Here is a 19027-nt window from a genome sequence, read left to right as displayed (position 1 = left end):
TTTGCGACAGGAAGCAGTGAGGGAGGGGCTGCGACGGGTGGGCTCAAAAAATTGTGTACAATCTGCAGCTTAAATGTCTTAATAACGCCATTCCCGCCCATCGCAGGCCCTTTGCCGTGGTGATGGCTGTGTATTTTTTGCCCACAGATTTAACAAGAGGCGACAAGCAATGGGACGTTTGACCACACACGTACTGGATGCCGCTCACGGCTGCCCGGGCAGCTCGATCAAGGTCGAGCTGTATCGCGTCGAAGGCCAGCAGCTGGAGCTGGTGAACACCGCCCTGACCAACAGCGATGGCCGCGTCGACGCCCCGCTGCTGCAGGGTGACGACTACCGTACTGGCGTCTACCAGCTGCAGTTCAGCGCTGGCGCTTATTACCGTGCTCGCGGCGTACAGCTGCCGGACACGGCGTTTCTGGATGTTGTCGTGCTGCGCTTTGGCATCGACGAGCAGCAGGAGCACTACCACGTGCCGCTGCTGATCTCGCCGTACAGCTATTCGACCTATCGCGGGAGCTAGTTGGTCGCTAGAAGAATCTTCGTAGGTCCTTGGCCCGCTCTCACACTGGCGGGCTTTTTTTCGTCTGCTGTTTTTGGATTGATGAGTTCAGATCAATCGCTCGACTGATATTTTTGTCAGTACTCTCTGTTGGGCTCGGCTGGGATAATCACGTGCCTGGTTGCAATCGAGGGTGCACGCTCATGGATACGAAAACGCCAAGCGACGATTACCAGTTGCAGGATAACTTTGTGTATTCGCCTTATGGCTACGGTCCGCCCGATCAGCGTGTTCTCGGTTTCAATGGCGAGCGACTGGATTCGGTCACCGGAAATTACCTGTTGGGTAATGGTTATCGAGCATTCAATCCTTCCTTGATGCGGTTCAATAGTCCGGACAGCTTCAGCCCCTTCGCTCAAGGTGGCTTTAACGCCTATGCCTATTGCCAGGGAAATCCAGTGGATTACCAGGATCCAAGCGGCCATAGCTTTTGGAAAATGCTGGCGAGGGCTGTAAAGACGCCTAAGCGAGTTAAGGCTACAGCTGCAGTTACCAGCGAGGGGGTATTTACAAAAATAGTTGGGTGGCATGGCACGAGTCGTAAAGAGCTGCCCTCACTGTACAAAGGTTTATCGTCAGGGCATTCAGAGGCTCATAGGCAAGCTCAAGGGAGCGGGTTCTATGTCGCGCCAACCCCAGATCACGCCAAAAAATACGCTGACGTCCACGACGACGGTATCGTCTTGGCGGTAGTCGCGCGGGAGGATGTTGGTTTGGTTCCCGGTATCGGCTTTAAAAAGGATGTGTTTGATGTAGTAGTGGTCAGAGAGCCGGCATTTGAAGTTGTGAGAGTACGGGAGCACGTTCCGCCAGGCGCGACGCCAGCACATCTCCCTCGCACCGGCATCTTCGCGAAAAGACCAGTACAGACTGCATAAGAAAGGAAGGGCGCCGAAGCGCCCTTTTTGTTGCAAGCCAGCTCAGAGGAACACGAACTTGGCAATGAAGATCGCGCACAGCACCCACAGGCTGGCCGAGATCTCTTTGTACTTGCCGGTCCCTGCTTTCAGTGCCACATAGCTGATGAAGCCCAGGGCAATGCCGTCCGCCACCGAGAAAGTCAGCGGCATCATGATCACCGTGACGATCGCCGGAATGCTGTCGGTGGCTTCGTCCCAATGGATGTGCGCCATGCTGCCCATCATCAGCATCGCCACGTAGATCAGCGCACCGGCTGTCGCGTAGGCCGGAATCATCCCTGCCAGCGGGGCGAAGAACATCGCGGCGATGAACAGCAGGCCGACCACCACTGCAGTCAGGCCAGTACGACCGCCCGCCGCTACACCCGCAGCACTTTCCACATAGCTGGTGACCGGCGGCACGCCGACTACGGCACCGAACACACTCGAAGCACTGTCAGCCTTCAGCGCCTTCGACAGGTTTTCGATACGCCCGTCCGGGGCCACCAGGTTTGCCCGCTGGGCAACACCCATCAGGGTGCCGGCGGTGTCGAACATGTGCACGAAGAGGAACGCCAGCACCACGCTGATCATGCTGACGTTGAACACGCCGGCCACATCCATGGCCATCCAGGTCGGTGCCAGGCTCGGCGGCATCGACATCACCCCGCCGAACTTCACCAGCCCCAGGCCCCAACCCGCCAGGGTCACGCCGATGATGCTGATCAGGATCGCGCCGAAAACGCGCTTGTAGCTGAGGATGGCGATCAGCAGGAAGCAGATTGCCGCCAGCAGCGGGCCCGGTTCATGCAGCGAGCCCAGCTTGATCAGGGTGGCCGGGCTGTCGACGATGATGCCCGCGGTTTTAAGGCCGATCAGTCCGAGAAACAATCCGACGCCGGCGCCCATGGCGTGCCGAAGGCTCACCGGGATGCTGTTGAGCAACCACTCGCGGACCTTGGACAAGGTCAGGAACATGAACAGCACGCCCGAGACGAACACCGCCCCCAGCGCGGTTTCCCAGTTGTAGCCCATGGTGCCGACCACGGTGTAGGTGAAGAAGGCGTTAAGCCCCATGCCCGGTGCCAGGCCCACTGGCCAGTTGGCGTACAGGCCCATCAACAGGCAGCCGAGGGCGGCGGCGATGCAGGTGGCGACGAACGCCGCACCGTGGTCGATGCCGGCGTCGGCCATGATGTTGGGATTGACGAAGATGATGTAGGCCATGGTGATGAACGTGGTCACCCCGGCGATCATTTCGGTTCTGACAGTGCTGCCGTGTTGCTTGAGTTTGAAAATCCGTTCCAGCCAACTCGTTTCGAGCGGTGGAGCGAGATCCAGCGTAGGTGCGTCGGATTTGCGGCTTTCCACAGCGAGTACTCCTCAAGTCTTTCTTGTTGTTCTTGGAGCCAGTGACCTGCGCAATGCACTTGGTGGCTCCGCGAGGGGATGGCAGACGTCTGACCGTTTTGTTGACTCGCGGGTCAAGATGTCGCCCGATGGATTATGCTTTTGTGTACAAAGAATGCAAATAATGTTTTATATTTTGTGCGCACAATCCGCCGTGCAACGGCTATATAGGTAAAAGCCTACCTGCAGAAACGGCTCAGCCTGTGTACAATGGCGCCATACTTTCCTTCGTGCTTCGAGAGCTCATGAACGAACAGCTGCAACCTCTGAAGAAACCTGCACGTGCCGGCAAGGCTGGCCGCAGTGGTACCCAGGACGACATCGTCTACGCGCATATCTTCGAGGCGATCCTCGAACAGCGACTGGCGCCGGGCACCAAGTTGAGCGAGGAAGCGCTGGGCGAGATCTTTGGCGTAAGCCGCACCATCATCCGCCGCGCACTGTCGCGCCTGGCCCATGAAAGCGTGGTGCTGCTGCGGCCCAACCGCGGCGCGGTGGTGGCCAGCCCAACGGTGGAAGAGGCGCGCCAGGTGTTCTTCTCGCGGCGCATGGTCGAGCGTGCGATCACCGAACTGGCCGTGCAGCATGCCACCCTGGAGCAGCTCAACGAGCTGCGGCAGATGGTGCGCGAAGAGCGCGACAGCTTCTCCCGTGGCGATCGCGGCGCTGGCATCCGTCTTTCCGGTGAATTTCACCTCAAGCTGGCCGAGGCGGCGGGTAATGCCCCGCTGGTCAGCTTCCAGCGCAGCCTGGTGTCGCAGACGTCGCTGATCATCGCCCAGTACGAAAGCGGCAACCGTTCGCACTGCTCCTACGACGAGCACATGCAACTGATCGATGCCATCGAGGCGCGTGACGCCGAGCAGGCGGTAAGCCTGATGATGCATCACATGGACCATATCGACAGCAAGTTGAACCTGGACGAGGAAAGCGCCTCGGACGACTTGCATGCGGTGTTTTCCCACCTGCTGAAGAAGCCCAAGGCGTCCGCCAAGGGTTGATCGTTTGCCTGGGCTTGTGGGAGCGGGCTTGTCCCGCGAACACCGGCCAAGCCGGTCCATGCACCGCGTTGCCCCATTCGCGGGACAAGCCCGCTCCCACATGGCCCTTGCGTTTACTGGCCTTTCGCCAAATCCCTGATAAATTTGCTACTTGCAAACCCCTTTCAAAGTAGTTGGGCTTGCGCATTAACTGCGTTCAACTACTGAGGAAAGGTCAATGACGACGTCTTTGGGTGTGCGTATGGGTGCCGAGCTGGTCGGTACCTTCTGGTTGGTCCTGGGCGGATGTGGCAGTGCGGTACTGGCTGCAAGTACCCCCCTCGGCATCGGCGTGCTGGGGGTCGCCTTCGCGTTCGGCCTGACAGTCCTGACGATGGCATTCGCCATCGGCCACATTTCCGGTTGCCACCTCAACCCTGCCGTGTCGTTCGGCCTGGTGGTGGGTGGGCGCTTTCCGGCCAAAGAGTTGCTGCCCTACGTGATCGCCCAGGTGATCGGGGCCATTCTGGCAGCAGCAGTCATCTACTTCATCGCCAGTGGCAAGGCCGGTTTCGAGCTGTCGTCGGGCCTGGCCTCCAACGGCTATGCCGAGCATTCGCCGGGTGGCTATTCGCTGGCGGCGGGGTTCGTCAGTGAAGTGGTAATGACCGCCATGTTCCTGGTGATCATCATGGGCGCCACCGATTCGCGCGCACCGGCAGGCTTCGCCCCCATCGCCATCGGCCTGGCCCTGACCTTGATCCACCTGATCTCGATCCCGGTGACCAACACTTCGGTCAACCCCGCACGGAGTACGGGGCCGGCGCTGTTCGTCGGTGGCTGGGCGCTGCAGCAGCTGTGGCTGTTCTGGTTGGCGCCGCTGATCGGGGCTGCGATCGGCGGCGCACTCTATCGGGGCCTGGCGAAAGCACCTTAGCGCTGGTGCACGCAACGCCCTGCGGCGTAGGTTTCGCGCACGGTGCGGTCGTCGCCCAGGGTTGTGAGCACGAACAGGGTCTCTTCGATGCTGCCGGACTGCTGGATACGGTAGTCCAGCAGCGGCGTGGCCTTGTAGTCGAGCACCACGAAGTCGGCATCATTGCCGGGGCGCAGGCTGCCGATACGGTCGTCCAGGCGCAGTGCCCGGGCGCCGCCGAGGGTGGCCAGGTACAGCGACTTGTAAGGGTGCAGGCGCACGTCTTGCAGCTGCATCACCTTGTACGCCTCGTTCAGGGTGTTGAGCAGCGAGAAGCTGGTGCCGGCGCCGACATCGGTGCCCAGGCCCACGTTGACCTTGAACTTCTCCGCTTGCGGCAGGTTGAACAGGCCGCTGCCCAGGAACAGGTTGGAGGTCGGGCAGAAGGCGATGGCCGAACCGGTTTCCGACAGGCGCTGACACTCTTCGTCGCACAGGTGCACGCCATGGGCGAACACCGAGCGCTCGCCGAGCAGCTCGAAGTGGTCGTAGACGTCCAGGTAGCCTTTCTGCTCCGGGAACAGCGACTTGACCCAGTCGATTTCCTTGAGGTTCTCGGACAGGTGGGTGTGCAGGTACACGCCCGGATGTTCCTTCAGCAACTGACCGGCAACCGACAGCTGTTCGGGGGTACTGGTCGGCGCGAAGCGTGGGGTCACCGCATAGTGCAGGCGGCCCTTGCCATGCCAGCGCTCGATCAATGCCTTGCTCTGGGTGTAGCTGGTTTCGGCAGTGTCGGTCAGGTAGTCCGGGGCATTGCGGTCCATCATCACCTTGCCGGCGATCAGGCGCAGGTCCAGGCGTTCGGCTTCTTCGAACAGGGCATTGACCGACTCGGGGTGCACGCTGCCGAACACCAGGGCGGTGGTGGTGCCGTTGCGCAGCAGCTCCTGGAGGAAGATCTTCGCCACTTTGTCGGCGTGCGCCTTGTCGGCGAACTGTTTTTCGCACGGGAAGGTGTAGGTGTTGAGCCAGTCCAGCAACTGTTCGCCGTAGGAGCCGATCATGCCGGTCTGCGGGAAGTGGATGTGGGTGTCGATGAAGCCAGGGGTGATCAGCGCGTCCTGGTAATGCACCACTTCGATGTCGGCATCCAGGGTCGGCAGCAGCTCGTTGGCATGGCCAAGGGCGCTGATGCGGCCATCGTCGATCACCAGCAGGCCGTCCTCGAAGTATTCATGGGAGGCGTCCAGGCCCACCTCGGCCGGGTCGGCGATGCTGTGCAGGATGGCGGCACGGTAGGCTTTGCGGGTAAGGGTCATAACACACTCGTCAAAGGGCTTGGCTGCGCCGGGAAGGCGGCAGCAACTGGGCAATGGGGCCGGCGTTGACGGCAGCGTCGTGCTGGCCGAAGCAGGCGTTGTAGGTGGCAATGATTTCGCCGGCGATGGACACGGCGATCTCGATCGGCAGCTTGCCCTTGACCTCGGAAAGGCCCATCGGGCAGCGCATGCGCGCCATCACGGCGTCATCGAAGCCGCGCTCGCGCAGGCGGTGCTCGAACTTGACCCGTTTGGTCTTCGAGCCGATCAGGCCGAACCAGGTGAAATCGTTGCGCTTGAGGATGGCGGCGGTCAGCTCCAGGTCGAGCTGGTGGTTGTGGGTCATGACGATGCAGTAGCACCCGGCGGGCAGCTCGGCCACTTCGTCGACCGGTTCCTCGCTGACCACCTTGGTCACCCCGTTGGGGATGAGTTCGGGGAATTCCTGTTCACGCGAATCGATCCAGCGCACCCGACAGGGCAGCGCGGCGAGCAAGGGTACCAGAGCACGGCCGACATGGCCCGCGCCGAATACGGCGATCTCGGCTTGCACGGCGGCCATCGGCTCGAACAGCAGCACGGTGGCGCCGCCGCAGCACTGGCCAAGGCTGGCGCCGAGGCTGAAGCGCTCCAGGTGCGGGGTGGCGCGGTGTTCTTCGAGCATCTGCCGGGCGATGTGCAGTGCCTTGTATTCCAGGTGGCCGCCGCCGATGGTGTCGTACAGGCTCGTGGCGCTGACGACCATCTTCGAGCCAGCGTTGCGCGGGGTCGAGCCGCGTTCCTCGATGATGGTCACCAGTACGCAGGCTTCGCCACGGGACTGGTGGTCGGCGAGGGCGTTGATCCATTGGTGCATGATGCAGATCCTCATGTTCAGGTGGCCTGTTCGGGCCCCATCGCCGGCAAGCCGGCTCCCACAGGGTCAGTGCAGCTATTGTGGGCGCCGGCTTGCCGGCGATGGGGCCCTCAAAGGCGCCCAGCCAACCTCAGTGAGTCACGGTTTCCAGTTCCTGGCCGGCAGCGTGCTGTTGAGCCACCGTCTGGCGCATCTGCTCGCAGCCCCACAGCACCCGCTCCGGGGTCGCCGGCGCATCGATGTTCGGCTGCACCTTGTAGTCGGCCATGCTGGCCACGGCGTCCTTGATCGCACACCAGGCGGCGATGCCGAGCATGAACGGCGGTTCGCCCACGGCCTTGGAGTGGAACACCGTGTCTTCCGGGTTCTTGCGGTTTTCCACCAGCTTCACCCGCAGATCCAGCGGCATGTCGGCCACCGCCGGGATCTTGTAGCTGGCCGGGCCGTTGGTCATCAGCTTGCCCTTGGCGTTCCACACCAGTTCTTCGGTGGTCAGCCAGCCCATGCCCTGGATGAAGCCGCCTTCCACCTGGCCGATGTCGATGGCCGGGTTCAGCGAGTCGCCCACGTCGTGCAGGATGTCGGCGCGCAGCATCTTGTATTCGCCGGTCAGGGTGTCGACGATCACTTCGACGCAGGCGGCGCCGAAGGCGTAGTAGTAGAACGGCCGGCCGCGCGCCTGGCTGCGGTCGTAGAAGATCTTCGGCGTACGATAGAAGCCCGTAGTGGACAACGACACCTGGGCGAAGTAGGCCTGCTGCACAAGCTGTTCGAAGCTGACGATCTGGTCGCGCACGCGCACATGGCCGTTGCGGAACTCCACGTCTTCCTCGGTCACCTGGTAGTGCCGCGCGGCGAACTCGGTCAGGCGCTTCTTGAGGATCTCGGCGGCATTCTGCGCCGCCTTGCCGTTCAGGTCGGCGCCGCTGGAGGCCGCGGTCGGCGAGGTGTTGGGTACCTTGTCGGTGTTGGTGGCGGTGATCTGGATGCGGCTGAAGTCGACCTGGAAGATCTGCGCCACCACCTGCGCCACCTTGGTGTTCAGGCCCTGGCCCATCTCGGTGCCGCCGTGGTTCAGGTGAATACTGCCGTCGGTATAGATGTGGATCAGCGCACCGGCCTGGTTGAGGAAGGTGGCGGTGAACGAGATGCCGAACTTCACCGGGGTCAGCGCCAGGCCTTTCTTGAGGATCGGGCTGTTGGCATTGAAGCGGCGGATCGACTCGCGGCGCTCGGCGTAGTCGCTGCTGGCCTCAAGCTCTGCGGTCATCTCTTCGAGCATGTTGTGCTCGACGGTCTGGTAGTAGTGGGTGACGTTGCGCTCGGTCTTGCCGTAGTAGTTGGCCTTGCGCACCGCCAGCGGGTCGCGGCCCAGGTGGCGGGCGATGTGGTCCATCACCTGCTCGATGGCGACCATGCCCTGCGGGCCGCCAAAGCCGCGATACGCGGTGTTGGAGGCGGTGTTGGTCTTGCAGCGGTGGCCATGCACGGTGGCATCGCCCAGGTAGTAGGCGTTGTCGGAGTGGAACATGGCGCGGTCGACGATCGAGCCGGACAGGTCGGGCGAGTAACCGCAGTTGCCGGCCAGGTCGAAGTTGATGCCGTGCAGGCGGCCGTTGTCATCGAAGCCCACGTCGTATTCGACGTAGAACGGGTGACGCTTGCCGGTCATCATCATGTCTTCGACGCGCGGCAGGCGCATCTTGGTCGGCTGGCCGGTCAGGCGCGCGATCACCGCGCACAGGCAGGCGGGGCTGGCGGCCTGGGTTTCCTTGCCGCCGAAGCCGCCGCCCATGCGGCGCATGTCGAGCACCACCTTGTTCATCGGCACGTCGAGCACTTCGGCGACCAGCTTCTGCACTTCGGTGGGGTTTTGCGTGGAGCAGAAGACAATCATGCCGCCGTCTTCGGTCGGCATCACCGACGAGATCTGCGTTTCCAGGTAGAAGTGCTCCTGGCCGCCGATGTGCAGCGTGCCCTGCAGGCGGTGCGGGGCGCCGGCCAGGGCCGTGGCCGAATCGCCGCGCTGGTGGGTGTGGCTGTCGAGCACGAAGTGCTTCTTGCGAAACGCCTCGACCACGTCCAGCACCGGCTCCAGGTCCTCGTACTCGACGATCGCGGCCATGGCCGCGCGGCGGGCAGTGTCGAGGTCGCGGGCAGCGACGGCGAGCACCGGCTGGCCGAAGAATTCGACCTTGTCGATGGCCAGCAGCGGGTCGCCGGCGACCACCGGGCCGATGTCCTTGAGGCCAGGAATGTCTTCGTGGGTGATGGCGATGCGCACACCTTCGAAGGCATAGCACGGCGTGGTGTCGATGCGCAGGATGCGTGCATGGGCACGGTCGGCGGTGCGCGCATAGACGTGCAGCTGATTGGGGAATTCCAGGCGGTCGTCGATGTACACCGCTTCGCCGGCCACGTGCTTGTCGGCGCTGTCGTGCTTGACGCTGCGGCCAACCCCGGTGGTCAGGTCCTGGCTGAACAGTTCGGCCATCTCGGCCTGGCTCTTGACGGCGTGATGGTTAGACATAGTCGGTCACCCGGGTTTCGATGTACGGCGTTTGCAGTTCGATGAAGTACTTGCGCAGCAGGTTCTGCGCGGTCAGCAGGCGGTATTCCTTGCTGGCGCGGAAGTCGCTGAGTGGGGTGAAGTCTTCGGCCAGGGCCTGGCAGGCGCGTTCGATGCTGGCCTGGTTCCAGGGCTTGCCGCGCAGGGCCGCCTCGCAGGCGCGGGCGCGCTTGGGAATCGCGGCCATGCCACCGAAGGCAATCCGTACACCGCTGACCACGCCGTCTTCGATGCTCAGGTTGAAGGCGCCGCACACCGCCGAGATGTCGTCGTCCAGGCGCTTGGACACTTTATAGGCGCGGAAGGCCCAGTCGCTGCTGGCACGTGGCACGATGATCTTCTCGATGAACTCACTGTCCTGGCGGGCCGTGATGCGGTAGTCGATGAAGTAGTCTTCCAGCGCCATGCTGCGCTGGCGCTCGCCCTGGCGCAGGACGATCTGCGCATCAAGGGCGATCAGCAGGGGTGGCGAGTCGCCGATCGGCGAGGCGTTGCCGATGTTGCCGCCGAGGGTGCCCTGGTTGCGGATCTGCAGCGAGGCGAAACGGTGCAGCAGTTCGCCGAAGTCGGGGTACTCCTCGTTGAGCGCGCCGTAGCAGTCGGTCAGCGGGGTGGCCGCGCCGATTTCCAGGTGGCTGGCGGTCTTTTCGATACGCTTGAGCTCGGCGACGTGGCCAACGTAGATCATCACCGGCAGAGTCTTGTGGAACTGGGTGACTTCCAGCGCCAGGTCGGTGCCGCCGGCCAGCAGGCGTGCCTCGGGGTGCGAGCTGTACAGATCGGCAAGGTCGGCCACGGTCAGTGGTACCAGGCAGCGCTTGTCGCCGCTGTTGAGTTCACCGGTCTGGGTCGGGGCGATGGCCTTGAGGCGGCTGATGGTCTGCGCCTGCTGCGCATCGAACTGGTCGCGGCAGGGTTGGCGGCAGCTCTGTTCGGCGGCATCGAGGATCGGCCGGTAGCCGGTGCAGCGGCACAGGTTGCCGGCGAGGGCCTCCTGAGCCTTGTGCAGGTCATGGCCCTGGGTGTTCTTCTGCAGGGCGAACAGCGACATGACGAAACCAGGGGTGCAGAAGCCGCATTGCGAGCCGTGGCAGTCGGCCATGGCCTGTTGCACGCTGTGCAGCTCACCTTGGTGCTTGAGCCCTTCGACGCTGATCAGTTGCTTGCCGTGCAGGGACGAGACGAACGTCAGGCACGAGTTGAGGCTGCGGTAGCGCAGGCTCTCCTGGCCTTGTTCATCCTGGGTCAGCTCACCGACCACCACGGTGCAGGCGCCGCAGTCGCCACTGGCGCAGCCCTCCTTGGTGCCGGGTTTGCCCAGGTGCTCGCGCAGGTATTGCAGCACCGTCATGTTCGGGTCCAGGGCGTGCTCACTACGCAGCTCCTGGTTGACGAGAAACTGGATCACGGGGAAGGCCTCGCAATGGTTTTATTGTTGTTGAGCGGACAATAAGCAGACCTGACGAACTGGTCAATATTTTTCTGACTCTGAGGTCAGGAAAATGCGCGCGCCTACGCCCGACCGAACACACTGCCGATATATCAAGCATAGATCGCGCCGCGTGGCAGGCTGCCCGACGGCCCAAATAAAGCGCCGTGCCCCTCTGCGCGAGGGCTGGGCAAGTGCGCTACAATCCGCCACTTGTGCAAGTTCAATGATTTTGAAGGAAAACCATGACGTTCAAGGCGCCGGACAGCCTCTCCGAGCAAATTGCCGACTACCTGGCCGAGCGCATCATTCGCGGCGAACTCGCGCCCGGCGAGCGCATCCAGGAGCAGAAGGTCACCCAGGCACTGAATGTCAGCCGTGGTTCGGTGCGCGAAGCGCTGCTGATCCTCGAACGTCGCCATCTGGTGGCGATCCTGCCGCGTCGCGGCGCCCATGTGACCCGGCTCGACGAGCGCAGCGTGCGCAGCCTGTGCGCCTTGATGGGTGAGTTCTACATCCTGCTGGGCAATGCCGTTGCACAAAAATGGCGCACGGACGCCGACCTGCGCCCGTTCCTGGATATCCAGCAGCGCTTGCAGCAGGCGCGCGAGCAGCAGGACATCAAGTCCTTCGTGGCCGAAAGCTTCGCGGTGATGCGCGCCGCCTATCCGTTCGCCGACAACCCGTACCTGCAGGAAACCGTGGAAAACCTGCAGCCGGCCATGAGCCGTGCCTATTACCTGGCCCTGGACCAGCGCCAGGCCAACATGCTCGACTACCTGGACCTGTTCGCCCGCCTGCTCGACGCCGTGGTCGCTCGCGACCTGCCGCGCATTCGCGAGGTGCTCACCGCCTACTGCCAGCGCAGCTGCGAACTGGTGCTGGCGGCGCTGGCCCGAGGCTGACCGATGCGCCTGAAGTGCATTCGCCTGGCCGGGTTCAAGTCGTTCGTCGACCCGACCACGGTCAACTTCCCCAGCAACATGGCGGCCGTGGTCGGCCCCAATGGCTGTGGCAAGTCCAACATCATCGATGCGGTGCGCTGGGTGATGGGCGAAAGCTCGGCGAAGAACCTGCGCGGCGAGTCGATGACCGACGTCATCTTCAACGGCTCCACAAGCCGCAAGCCGGTGAGCCAGGCCAGCATCGAGCTGATCTTCGACAACAGCGAGACCACGCTGCTGGGCGAGTATGCCGCCTACGCCGAGATTTCCATCCGCCGCAAGGTCACCCGCGACGGGCAGAACACCTATTACCTCAACGGCACCAAATGCCGGCGGCGTGATATCACCGACATCTTCCTCGGCACCGGGCTCGGCCCGCGCAGTTACTCGATCATCGAGCAGGGCATGATCTCCAAGCTGATCGAGGCCAAGCCCGAGGAACTGCGCAACTTCATCGAAGAAGCGGCAGGCATCTCCAAGTACAAGGAGCGCCGCCGCGAGACCGAGAGCCGCATCCGCCGTACCCAGGAGAACCTGGCGCGGCTGACCGACTTGCGCGAAGAGCTGGAGCGCCAGCTCGAACGCCTGCACCGCCAGGCCCAGGCTGCCGAGAAATACCGCGAATACAAGGCCCAGGAGCGTCAGCTCAAGGCGCGCCTGTCGGCCCTGCGCTGGCGCGACCTGGATGAACGGGTACGCCAGCGCGAGGCGGTGATCGGTGACCAGGGCGTGGCCCATGAGGCCCTGGTCGCCGAGCAGCGCAACGCCGATGCCAGCATCGAGCACCTGCGCGATGGCCACCATGAGCTGTCCGAACGCTTCAATCAGGTACAGGGCCGCTTTTACTCGGTGGCCGGCGATATCGCCCGGGTCGAGCAGAGCATCCAGCACGGCCAGCAGCGCTTGCGCCAGCTCCAGGACGACCTCAAGGAAGCCGAGCGCACGCGCCAGGAAACCGAGTCGCACCTGGGCCACGATCGCACCCTGCTGGCCACCCTGGGCGAAGAGCTGGCCATGCTCGAGCCCGAACAGGAAATGACCCTGGCTGCTGCCGAGGAAGCCGCTGCGGCCCTCGAAGAAGCCGAGCTGGGCATGCACGGCTGGCAGGAGCAATGGGACAGCTTCAACACCCGCTCCGCCGAGCCACGGCGCCAGGCCGAGGTGCAGCAGGCGCGCCTGCAGCAACTGGAGGCGAGCCTGGAGCGTCAGGCCGAGCGTCAGCGCAAAATGGTGGAGGAGCGCGACCAGCTCGGTGCCGATCCGCAAGATGCCGCGATGATCGAGCTGGCAGAGCAACTGGCCAGCAGTGAAATGCTGCTGGAAGAGCTGCAGCTGTCGGAAGGGCAGGTGGTCGAGCAGTTGGAGGCCGTCCGCGAGCAACTGCAGCAGGCTACCCAGGCGCAGCAGCAACAACAGGGCGAGCTGCAGCGCCTGGGCGGCCGTCTGGCCTCCCTGGAAGCGCTGCAGCAGGCGGCGCTGGAACCGGGTGCCGGAACTGCCGACTGGCTGCGTGGCCAGGGCCTTGAGCAGCGACCACGCCTCGCTGAAGGACTGCGCGTTGATTCGGGTTGGGAGCTGGCGGTGGAAACCGTGCTGGGCGCCGACTTGCAGGCGGTGTTGGTGGATGAGTTCGCGAGCCTTGATTTCAGCGACCTGGAGCAAGGTGAACTGCGCTTGCTGCTGGCGGCCGACGAAGCACCGCACCAACCCGGCAGCCTGCTCGACAAGGTCCAGGGGCGCACCGACCTGGTGCCCTGGCTGGGCCAGGTGAAGCCGGTCGAAGACCTCGCCCAGGCCTTGGCACAGCGTGCCTCGCTTGGCGAAGGGCAAAGCCTGGTCAGCCGCGATGGTTATTGGGTCGGCCGGCATTTCCTGCGTGTCAGCCGGGGAGGCGAGGCCCAAGGCGGCGTGCTGGCCCGAGGCCAGGAAATCGAGCGCCTAGGCGAGGAACAGCTGCAGCAGGACGCCGCACTGGAACAGTTGGATCAGCAACTGCTGGAACTGCGTGAACAGCAGTTGGGCCTGGAAGAGCAGCGTGAACAGCTACGCCGCCGCACCCAGGAAGAAAACCGCCAGCATGGCGAGCTGAACGCCAGCCTCAGCGCTGGACGCGCCCGCGCCGAGCAGGTCGAATTGCGTCGCCGGCGGCTGCAGGAAGAATTGAGCGAACTTCAGGAGCAGCGCGCCCTGGAGCATGAGCAACTGGGCGAGGCGCGCCTGTTGCTGCAGGAAGCCCTTGAGCTGATGGCCCAGGACACGGAGCAGCGCGAGCAGCTGATGGCCCGCCGCGATACCTTGCGCGAAGGCCTCGACCGCATCCGCCAGGAGGCCCGCCAGCACAAGGACCATGGCCACCAGTTGGCGGTGCGCCTGGGCTCGTTGCGGGCCCAGCACGATTCCACCCGCCAGGCCCTGGAGCGCCTGGAGCAGCAGGCCGCGCGCCTGAGCGAGCGTCAGGAGCAACTGAGCCTGAACCTGGAAGAGGGCGAGGCGCCGCAGGAAGAGCTGCGCCTGAAGCTCGAAGAACTGCTGGAGCGGCGCATGAGCGTCGACGAGGAAATGCGCCTGGCCCGCCTGCACATGGACGAAGCCGACCGTGCCTTGCGTGATGCCGAGAAGCGCCGGACCCAGGCCGAGCAGCAGGCACAGCTGCTGCGCGGCCAGCTGGAGCAGCTGCGCCTGGAATGCCAGGGCCTGGATGTGCGTCGTAAGACCTTGCAGGAACAGCTGTTGGCCGATGGCTACGACCTGCAGGGCGTGCTCGCCACTGTCGAGGCCGATGCCAGCGAGCAGGGTACCGAGCAGGAGCTGGAGCAGGTCGAGGGCCGCATCCAGCGCCTTGGCGCGATCAACCTGGCGGCCATCGAGGAGTACGAGCAGCAGTCCGAGCGCAAGCGCTACCTGGACGCCCAGGATGCCGATCTGGTCGAGGCGCTGGAGACCCTGGAAAACGTCATCCGCAAGATCGACAAGGAAACCCGCAACCGCTTCAAGGATACCTTTGATCAGATAAATGCCGGATTACAGGCACTTTTCCCAAAAGTTTTCGGTGGCGGCAGCGCTTATCTGGAACTGACGGGCGAAGATCTACTCGATACAGGGGTGACGATCATGGCGCGCCCGCCGGGCAAGAAGAACAGCACCATCCATCTGCTGTCCGGTGGCGAGAAGGCACTGACCGCGCTGGCGCTGGTATTTGCCATCTTCAAGTTGAACCCCGCACCGTTCTGCATGCTCGACGAGGTCGATGCGCCGCTGGACGACGCCAACGTCGGGCGATACGCCCGGCTGGTAAAGGAAATGAGTGAAAGCGTGCAGTTCATCTACATCACCCACAACAAGATTGCCATGGAAATGGCGGACCAATTGATGGGGGTGACCATGCACGAGCCCGGTTGTTCACGTCTTGTGGCAGTCGACGTGGAGGAGGCGCTAGCCATGGTTGATGCCTGATTAGCGAAGATGCGGCGCATTCTGTAGGTAAATGCCCCCCGCCACGTGCGACAGACGGTGTAAAGTTGTCTTTGGTCGTGCTAGCTTAATGTCACTCGTTTTTTGCGTGGGTAAAACGCCTGTCAGAACATAGAGTTGGCGCCACGTGTTAAAGGGCTTTGAAGCCTTTGTTTTCAAGCATATTTTTATAGAGGCACGGGATTACATGGAAATCGGTCTGCGCGAGTGGCTGATCCTCATCGGCATCATTGTCATTGCCGGTATTCTTTTCGACGGCTGGCGCCGCATGCGCGGCGGAAAAGGCAAGTTGAAATTCCGTCTGGATCGCAGTTACTCCAACGTCCCGGACGAGGAGGGCGGCGCTGAAGTGCTCGGCCCGCCGCGGGTGCTGGATACCCATAAAGAGCCAGAGCTGGACGAAAGCGACCTGCCTTCGCTGAGCGCCCCTGCGCGAGAGCGCGAGCGTGAGCCGAAGCCGGCCAAGGCCAGCAAGCGCGGCAAGCGTGTCGCCGAAGCCCCCGTGCAGGCACAGGGTGACCTGAACCTGGCCGCCGAGCCGCGTGAGTCGGACCTGTTCGCCGATGCCGACGACGATTTCGCCGCCGACAACAACCGTAGCAACGGTTTCACGGCGACCGGCAATGCTGCCGCCAAGGACCTGCCGCCCGTGGAAGAAGTGCTGGTGATCAGCGTGATCTCCCGTGACGAAGGCGGCTTCAAGGGCCCGGCGCTGCTGCAGAACATTCTCGAAAGCGGTCTGCGTTTCGGTGAAATGGACATCTTCCACCGCCACGAAAGCATGGCTGGCCACGGCGAGGTGCTGTTCTCCATGGCCAACGCGGTCAAACCCGGCATTTTCGACCTGGACGACATCGACCACTTCAGCACCCGTGCGGTGAGCTTCTTCCTTGGCCTGCCGGGCCCGCGTCATCCGAAGCAGGCCTTCGACGTGATGGTGGCCGCGGCGCGCAAGCTGGCACACGAGCTCAATGGTGAGCTGAAGGATGACCAGCGCAGCGTGCTGACCGCCCAGACCATCGAGCATTACCGCCAGCGCATCGTCGAGTTCGAGCGCCGTGCGCTGACCCAGAAACGCTGATAGATCCAGACAAAGAGCAGCCTGTGGGCGCGCTGGTCGGTTCAGGTTTTGAGTGTGCCTGTACCGACCCTTTCGCGGGTCAAGCCCGCTCCCACAGGTACACCACGGCCTGCAAGGCTTACGGTGTACCTGCGGGAGCGGGCTTGACCCGCGAAAGGGTCGGCATTGACAACCTCAAACCCTGTTCTGGCACGGTGCCCCAAGGCTGCTTTTTGCTTTGCAAGAGACCCTGACCCATGAACGCCGAATCCCGAATCCACGCACTGCGCGCCGAACTCGACCAGCACAACTACCGCTACTACGTGCTCGACGAGCCAAGCGTGCCCGACGCCGAATACGACCGCCTGTTCAACGAGCTCAAGGCGTTGGAGGCCGAGCACCCGCACCTGGTGACCCCTGACTCGCCCACCCAGCGCGTCGGCGGTGCAGCCCTGGCGGCGTTCAGCCAGGTGCGCCACGAAGTGCCCATGCTCAGCCTGGGCAACGCCTTCGAAGAAGCTGACCTGCGTGAATTCGGGCGTCGTGTGGTGGATGGCCTCGACCAGCCCGGGGCGGTCGACTTCAGCTGCGAGCCCAAGCTCGACGGCTTGGCGGTCAGCCTGCTGTATCGCGATGGCCAACTGGTGCAAGGCGCCACCCGTGGCGACGGCACTACCGGCGAAGACATCAGCGCCAACGTGCGCACCGTGCGCAATATTCCACTGAAGCTGCAAGGCGAGGGTTGGCCTGCCGTGCTCGAAGTGCGCGGCGAGGTGTTCATGAGCAAGGCCGGTTTCGACCGCCTCAACGCCGCCCAGGCCGAGGCCGGCGGCAAGACCTTCGCCAACCCGCGCAACGCCGCTGCCGGCAGCCTGCGCCAGCTGGACTCGAAGATCACCGCCAGCCGACCGCTGGAATTCTGTTGCTACGGCGTCGGGCAGGTATCGGCCAGCATCGGCGAGAGCCATATCGGCATTCTCGAACAGCTCAAGCAATGGGGCCTGCCGATCAGTCGCGAGCTCAAGCATGCCGCGGGGATCGAGGAGTGCCTGGCCTACTACCGCGACATCGGCGAGCGTCGCAACAGCCTGCCCTACGAGATCGATGGCGTGGTGTTCAAGGTCAACAGCCTGGCGGCCCAGCGCGAGCTGGGTTTCCGTGCGCGTGAGCCGCGCTGGGCCATCGCCCACAAGTTCCCGGCCATGGAAGAGCTCACCGAAGTGCTGGACGTGGAATTCCAGGTTGGCCGTACCGGCGCGGTAACGCCGGTGGCGCGCCTCAAGCCGGTCAAGGTGGCCGGTGTGACGGTGTCCAACGCCACCCTGCACAACATGGACGAAATCGCCCGCCTGGGACTGCGCATCGGTGACACGGTGATCATCCGCCGTGCTGGCGACGTCATCCCGCAGGTCATGCAGGTGGTGCTTGAGCGGCGTCCCGAGGATGCCCGTCCGGTAGAGGTGCCGAGCGAGTGTCCGGTGTGCGGCTCGCAGGTCGAGCGTACCCAGTTGATCAAGCGCAGCAAGGGCAAGGAAGTCACCAGCGAAGGTGCGGTGTACCGCTGCGTAGGCCGCCTGGCCTGTGGTGCTCAGCTCAAGCAGGCGATCATTCACTATGTGTCGCGCCGCGCCATGGACATCGATGGCCTGGGCGAGAAGAGCGTCGAACAGTTGGTGGACGAAGGCCTGATCGGCTCGCCGGCAGACCTGTACAAGCTGGAATTCGACCAGATCGTCGGGCTGGAAGGCTTCGCCGAGGTCTCCAGCAAGAAGCTGCTGGATGCCATCGAAGCCAGCAAGCGCCCGACCTTGGCGCGCTTCATCTACGCGCTGGGCATCCCGGATGTGGGCGAGGAGACCGCCAAGGTGCTGGCCCGCTCGCTGGGCAGCCTGGCGCGCGTGCAGCAGGCACTGCCGCAGGTACTGACCTACCTGCCGGACATCGGGCTGGAAGTGGCCCATGAGATCCACAACTTCTTCGAAGACGATCACAACCGCAAGGTGATCGAGCAGTTGCTGGCGTGTGGCATGCAGTTGCAGGACGAGGGCGAGCTGGCCGCCGAGTTCGCTGCCAGCACTACCCTGGCCGGACTGATCGCCAAGCTCGATATCGCTTCGGTCGGACCGACCGGGGCGGAAAAGCTGGTGGCCAAGCTGGGCAGCCTGGAGAAGATCATCGAGGCTGACGGTATCGATCTGCGCCAGGCGCTGGCGGCGAAGCAGGCCGAGGCGGTGCGGGAATTCTTCAAGGACGAGGCGAATCAGCAGCTGGCCCGCGACATCGAGGCTCAGTTGCAGGCGTTCGGCATGCACTGGAGCAGCGAGAAGAAAGTTGCCGAAGGCTTGCCCCTGGCTGGGCAGACCTGGGTGCTGACGGGCACGCTGGAGCGCATGAGTCGCGACCTTGCCAAAGAGAAGCTGGAGAGCCTGGGTGCCAAGGTGGCCGGTTCGGTATCGGGCAAGACCCACTGCGTGGTGGCCGGCCCTGGTGCGGGTTCCAAGCTGGCCAAGGCCAGTGAGCTGGGGGTCAAGGTGCTGGATGAGGATGCGTTTGTCGTGTTTCTGGGTGAGCAGGGCATCGCCGTCTGACTGCGCTGGCCTCATCGCCGG

At 63.4% G+C, this 19027-nt stretch carries 12 protein-coding genes and 1 pseudogene; 8 read left to right on the top strand and 5 right to left on the bottom strand.

Features of this window, described 5'->3' with window-relative positions:
• Positions 1-169: 169 nt before the first annotated feature.
• Both uraH and PMI38_RS27495 read left to right on the top strand, forming a co-directional pair.
• Complete coding sequence (uraH, locus tag PMI38_RS05730; RefSeq protein WP_008091641.1) at positions 170-523, top strand: hydroxyisourate hydrolase; 354 nt, start codon at positions 170-172, stop codon at positions 521-523.
• A 230-nt stretch (positions 524-753) separates the two neighbouring features.
• A pseudogene (locus tag PMI38_RS27495) lies at positions 754-990 on the top strand (RHS repeat-associated core domain-containing protein); the annotation flags it as partial.
• 492 nt (positions 991-1482) lie between these two features.
• Here the strand turns inward: PMI38_RS27495 and PMI38_RS05715 are convergent.
• Positions 1483-2832 carry an NCS2 family permease gene (locus PMI38_RS05715; RefSeq protein WP_008091639.1) on the bottom strand — a complete coding sequence of 450 codons (1350 nt, stop codon included), beginning with the start codon at positions 2830-2832 and terminating at the stop codon, positions 1483-1485.
• 284 nt (positions 2833-3116) lie between these two features.
• On the opposite strand from PMI38_RS05715, the gene PMI38_RS05710 reads away from it, so the two are divergent.
• The gene (locus PMI38_RS05710; protein ID WP_008091638.1) at positions 3117-3872 is read left to right on the top strand and encodes a GntR family transcriptional regulator; all 756 of its coding nucleotides are present in this window, start codon (positions 3117-3119) and stop codon (positions 3870-3872) included.
• Between the two features lie 217 nt (positions 3873-4089).
• On the top strand, positions 4090-4788 hold the full coding sequence (aqpZ, locus tag PMI38_RS05705) for an aquaporin Z (RefSeq protein WP_008091637.1): 699 nt from the start codon (positions 4090-4092) through the stop codon (positions 4786-4788).
• Here the strand turns inward: aqpZ and guaD are convergent.
• The 4 genes from guaD to xdhA all read right to left on the bottom strand — a co-directional run bounded on the left by guaD (position 4785) and on the right by xdhA (position 10922).
• Entirely contained in the window at positions 4785-6089 is a 1305-nt protein-coding gene (gene guaD / locus PMI38_RS05700; RefSeq protein ID WP_008091636.1) for a guanine deaminase, read from the bottom strand. The genes aqpZ and guaD overlap by 4 nt on opposite strands.
• A gap of 10 nt (positions 6090-6099) precedes the next feature.
• Positions 6100-6945, bottom strand: a complete 846-nt coding sequence (gene xdhC / locus PMI38_RS05695; RefSeq protein WP_008091635.1) for a xanthine dehydrogenase accessory protein XdhC — start codon at positions 6943-6945, stop codon at positions 6100-6102.
• Between the two features lie 130 nt (positions 6946-7075).
• Positions 7076-9475, bottom strand: a complete 2400-nt coding sequence (gene xdhB / locus PMI38_RS05690) for a xanthine dehydrogenase molybdopterin binding subunit (RefSeq protein ID WP_008091634.1) — start codon at positions 9473-9475, stop codon at positions 7076-7078.
• Positions 9468-10922, bottom strand: a complete 1455-nt coding sequence (xdhA, locus tag PMI38_RS05685; RefSeq protein WP_008091633.1) for a xanthine dehydrogenase small subunit — start codon at positions 10920-10922, stop codon at positions 9468-9470. The genes xdhB and xdhA overlap by 8 nt, the downstream gene beginning before the upstream one ends.
• Positions 10923-11188: 266 nt before the next feature.
• Between xdhA and PMI38_RS05680 the strand changes: the two genes are divergently transcribed.
• The 4 genes from PMI38_RS05680 to ligA all read left to right on the top strand — a co-directional run bounded on the left by PMI38_RS05680 (position 11189) and on the right by ligA (position 19006).
• Entirely contained in the window at positions 11189-11848 is a 660-nt protein-coding gene (locus PMI38_RS05680; protein WP_008091632.1) for a GntR family transcriptional regulator, read from the top strand.
• 3 nt (positions 11849-11851) lie between these two features.
• Positions 11852-15340, top strand: a complete 3489-nt coding sequence (gene smc, locus PMI38_RS05675; RefSeq protein WP_008091631.1) for a chromosome segregation protein SMC — start codon at positions 11852-11854, stop codon at positions 15338-15340.
• 205 nt (positions 15341-15545) lie between these two features.
• Positions 15546-16439 carry a cell division protein ZipA gene (zipA, locus tag PMI38_RS05670; protein ID WP_008091630.1) on the top strand — a complete coding sequence of 298 codons (894 nt, stop codon included), beginning with the start codon at positions 15546-15548 and terminating at the stop codon, positions 16437-16439.
• A 236-nt stretch (positions 16440-16675) separates the two neighbouring features.
• On the top strand, positions 16676-19006 hold the full coding sequence (ligA, locus tag PMI38_RS05665; protein ID WP_008091629.1) for an NAD-dependent DNA ligase LigA: 2331 nt from the start codon (positions 16676-16678) through the stop codon (positions 19004-19006).
• Positions 19007-19027: the final 21 nt, after the last annotated feature.

The sequence above is a fragment of the Pseudomonas sp. GM84 genome (genome assembly GCF_000282535.1).
GTDB lineage: Bacteria > Pseudomonadota > Gammaproteobacteria > Pseudomonadales > Pseudomonadaceae > Aquipseudomonas.
This window is presented reverse-complemented; position numbering and strand designations above follow the sequence as displayed.

Bases quoted from the DNA above. Each gene is read 5' to 3' on its own strand.
- uraH (WP_008091641.1), top strand. From the start codon at position 170: ATGGGACGTTTGACCACACACGTACTGGATGCCGCTCACGGCTGCCCG.
- PMI38_RS05710 (WP_008091638.1), top strand. From the start codon at position 3,117: ATGAACGAACAGCTGCAACCTCTGAAGAAACCTGCACGTGCCGGCAAG.
- aqpZ (WP_008091637.1), top strand. From the start codon at position 4,090: ATGACGACGTCTTTGGGTGTGCGTATGGGTGCCGAGCTGGTCGGTACC.
- guaD (WP_008091636.1), bottom strand. From the start codon at position 6,089: ATGACCCTTACCCGCAAAGCCTACCGTGCCGCCATCCTGCACAGCATC.
- xdhC (WP_008091635.1), bottom strand. From the start codon at position 6,945: ATGCACCAATGGATCAACGCCCTCGCCGACCACCAGTCCCGTGGCGAA.
- xdhB (WP_008091634.1), bottom strand. From the start codon at position 9,475: ATGTCTAACCATCACGCCGTCAAGAGCCAGGCCGAGATGGCCGAACTG.
- PMI38_RS05680 (WP_008091632.1), top strand. From the start codon at position 11,189: ATGACGTTCAAGGCGCCGGACAGCCTCTCCGAGCAAATTGCCGACTAC.
- smc (WP_008091631.1), top strand. From the start codon at position 11,852: ATGCGCCTGAAGTGCATTCGCCTGGCCGGGTTCAAGTCGTTCGTCGAC.
- zipA (WP_008091630.1), top strand. From the start codon at position 15,546: ATGGAAATCGGTCTGCGCGAGTGGCTGATCCTCATCGGCATCATTGTC.
- ligA (WP_008091629.1), top strand. From the start codon at position 16,676: ATGAACGCCGAATCCCGAATCCACGCACTGCGCGCCGAACTCGACCAG.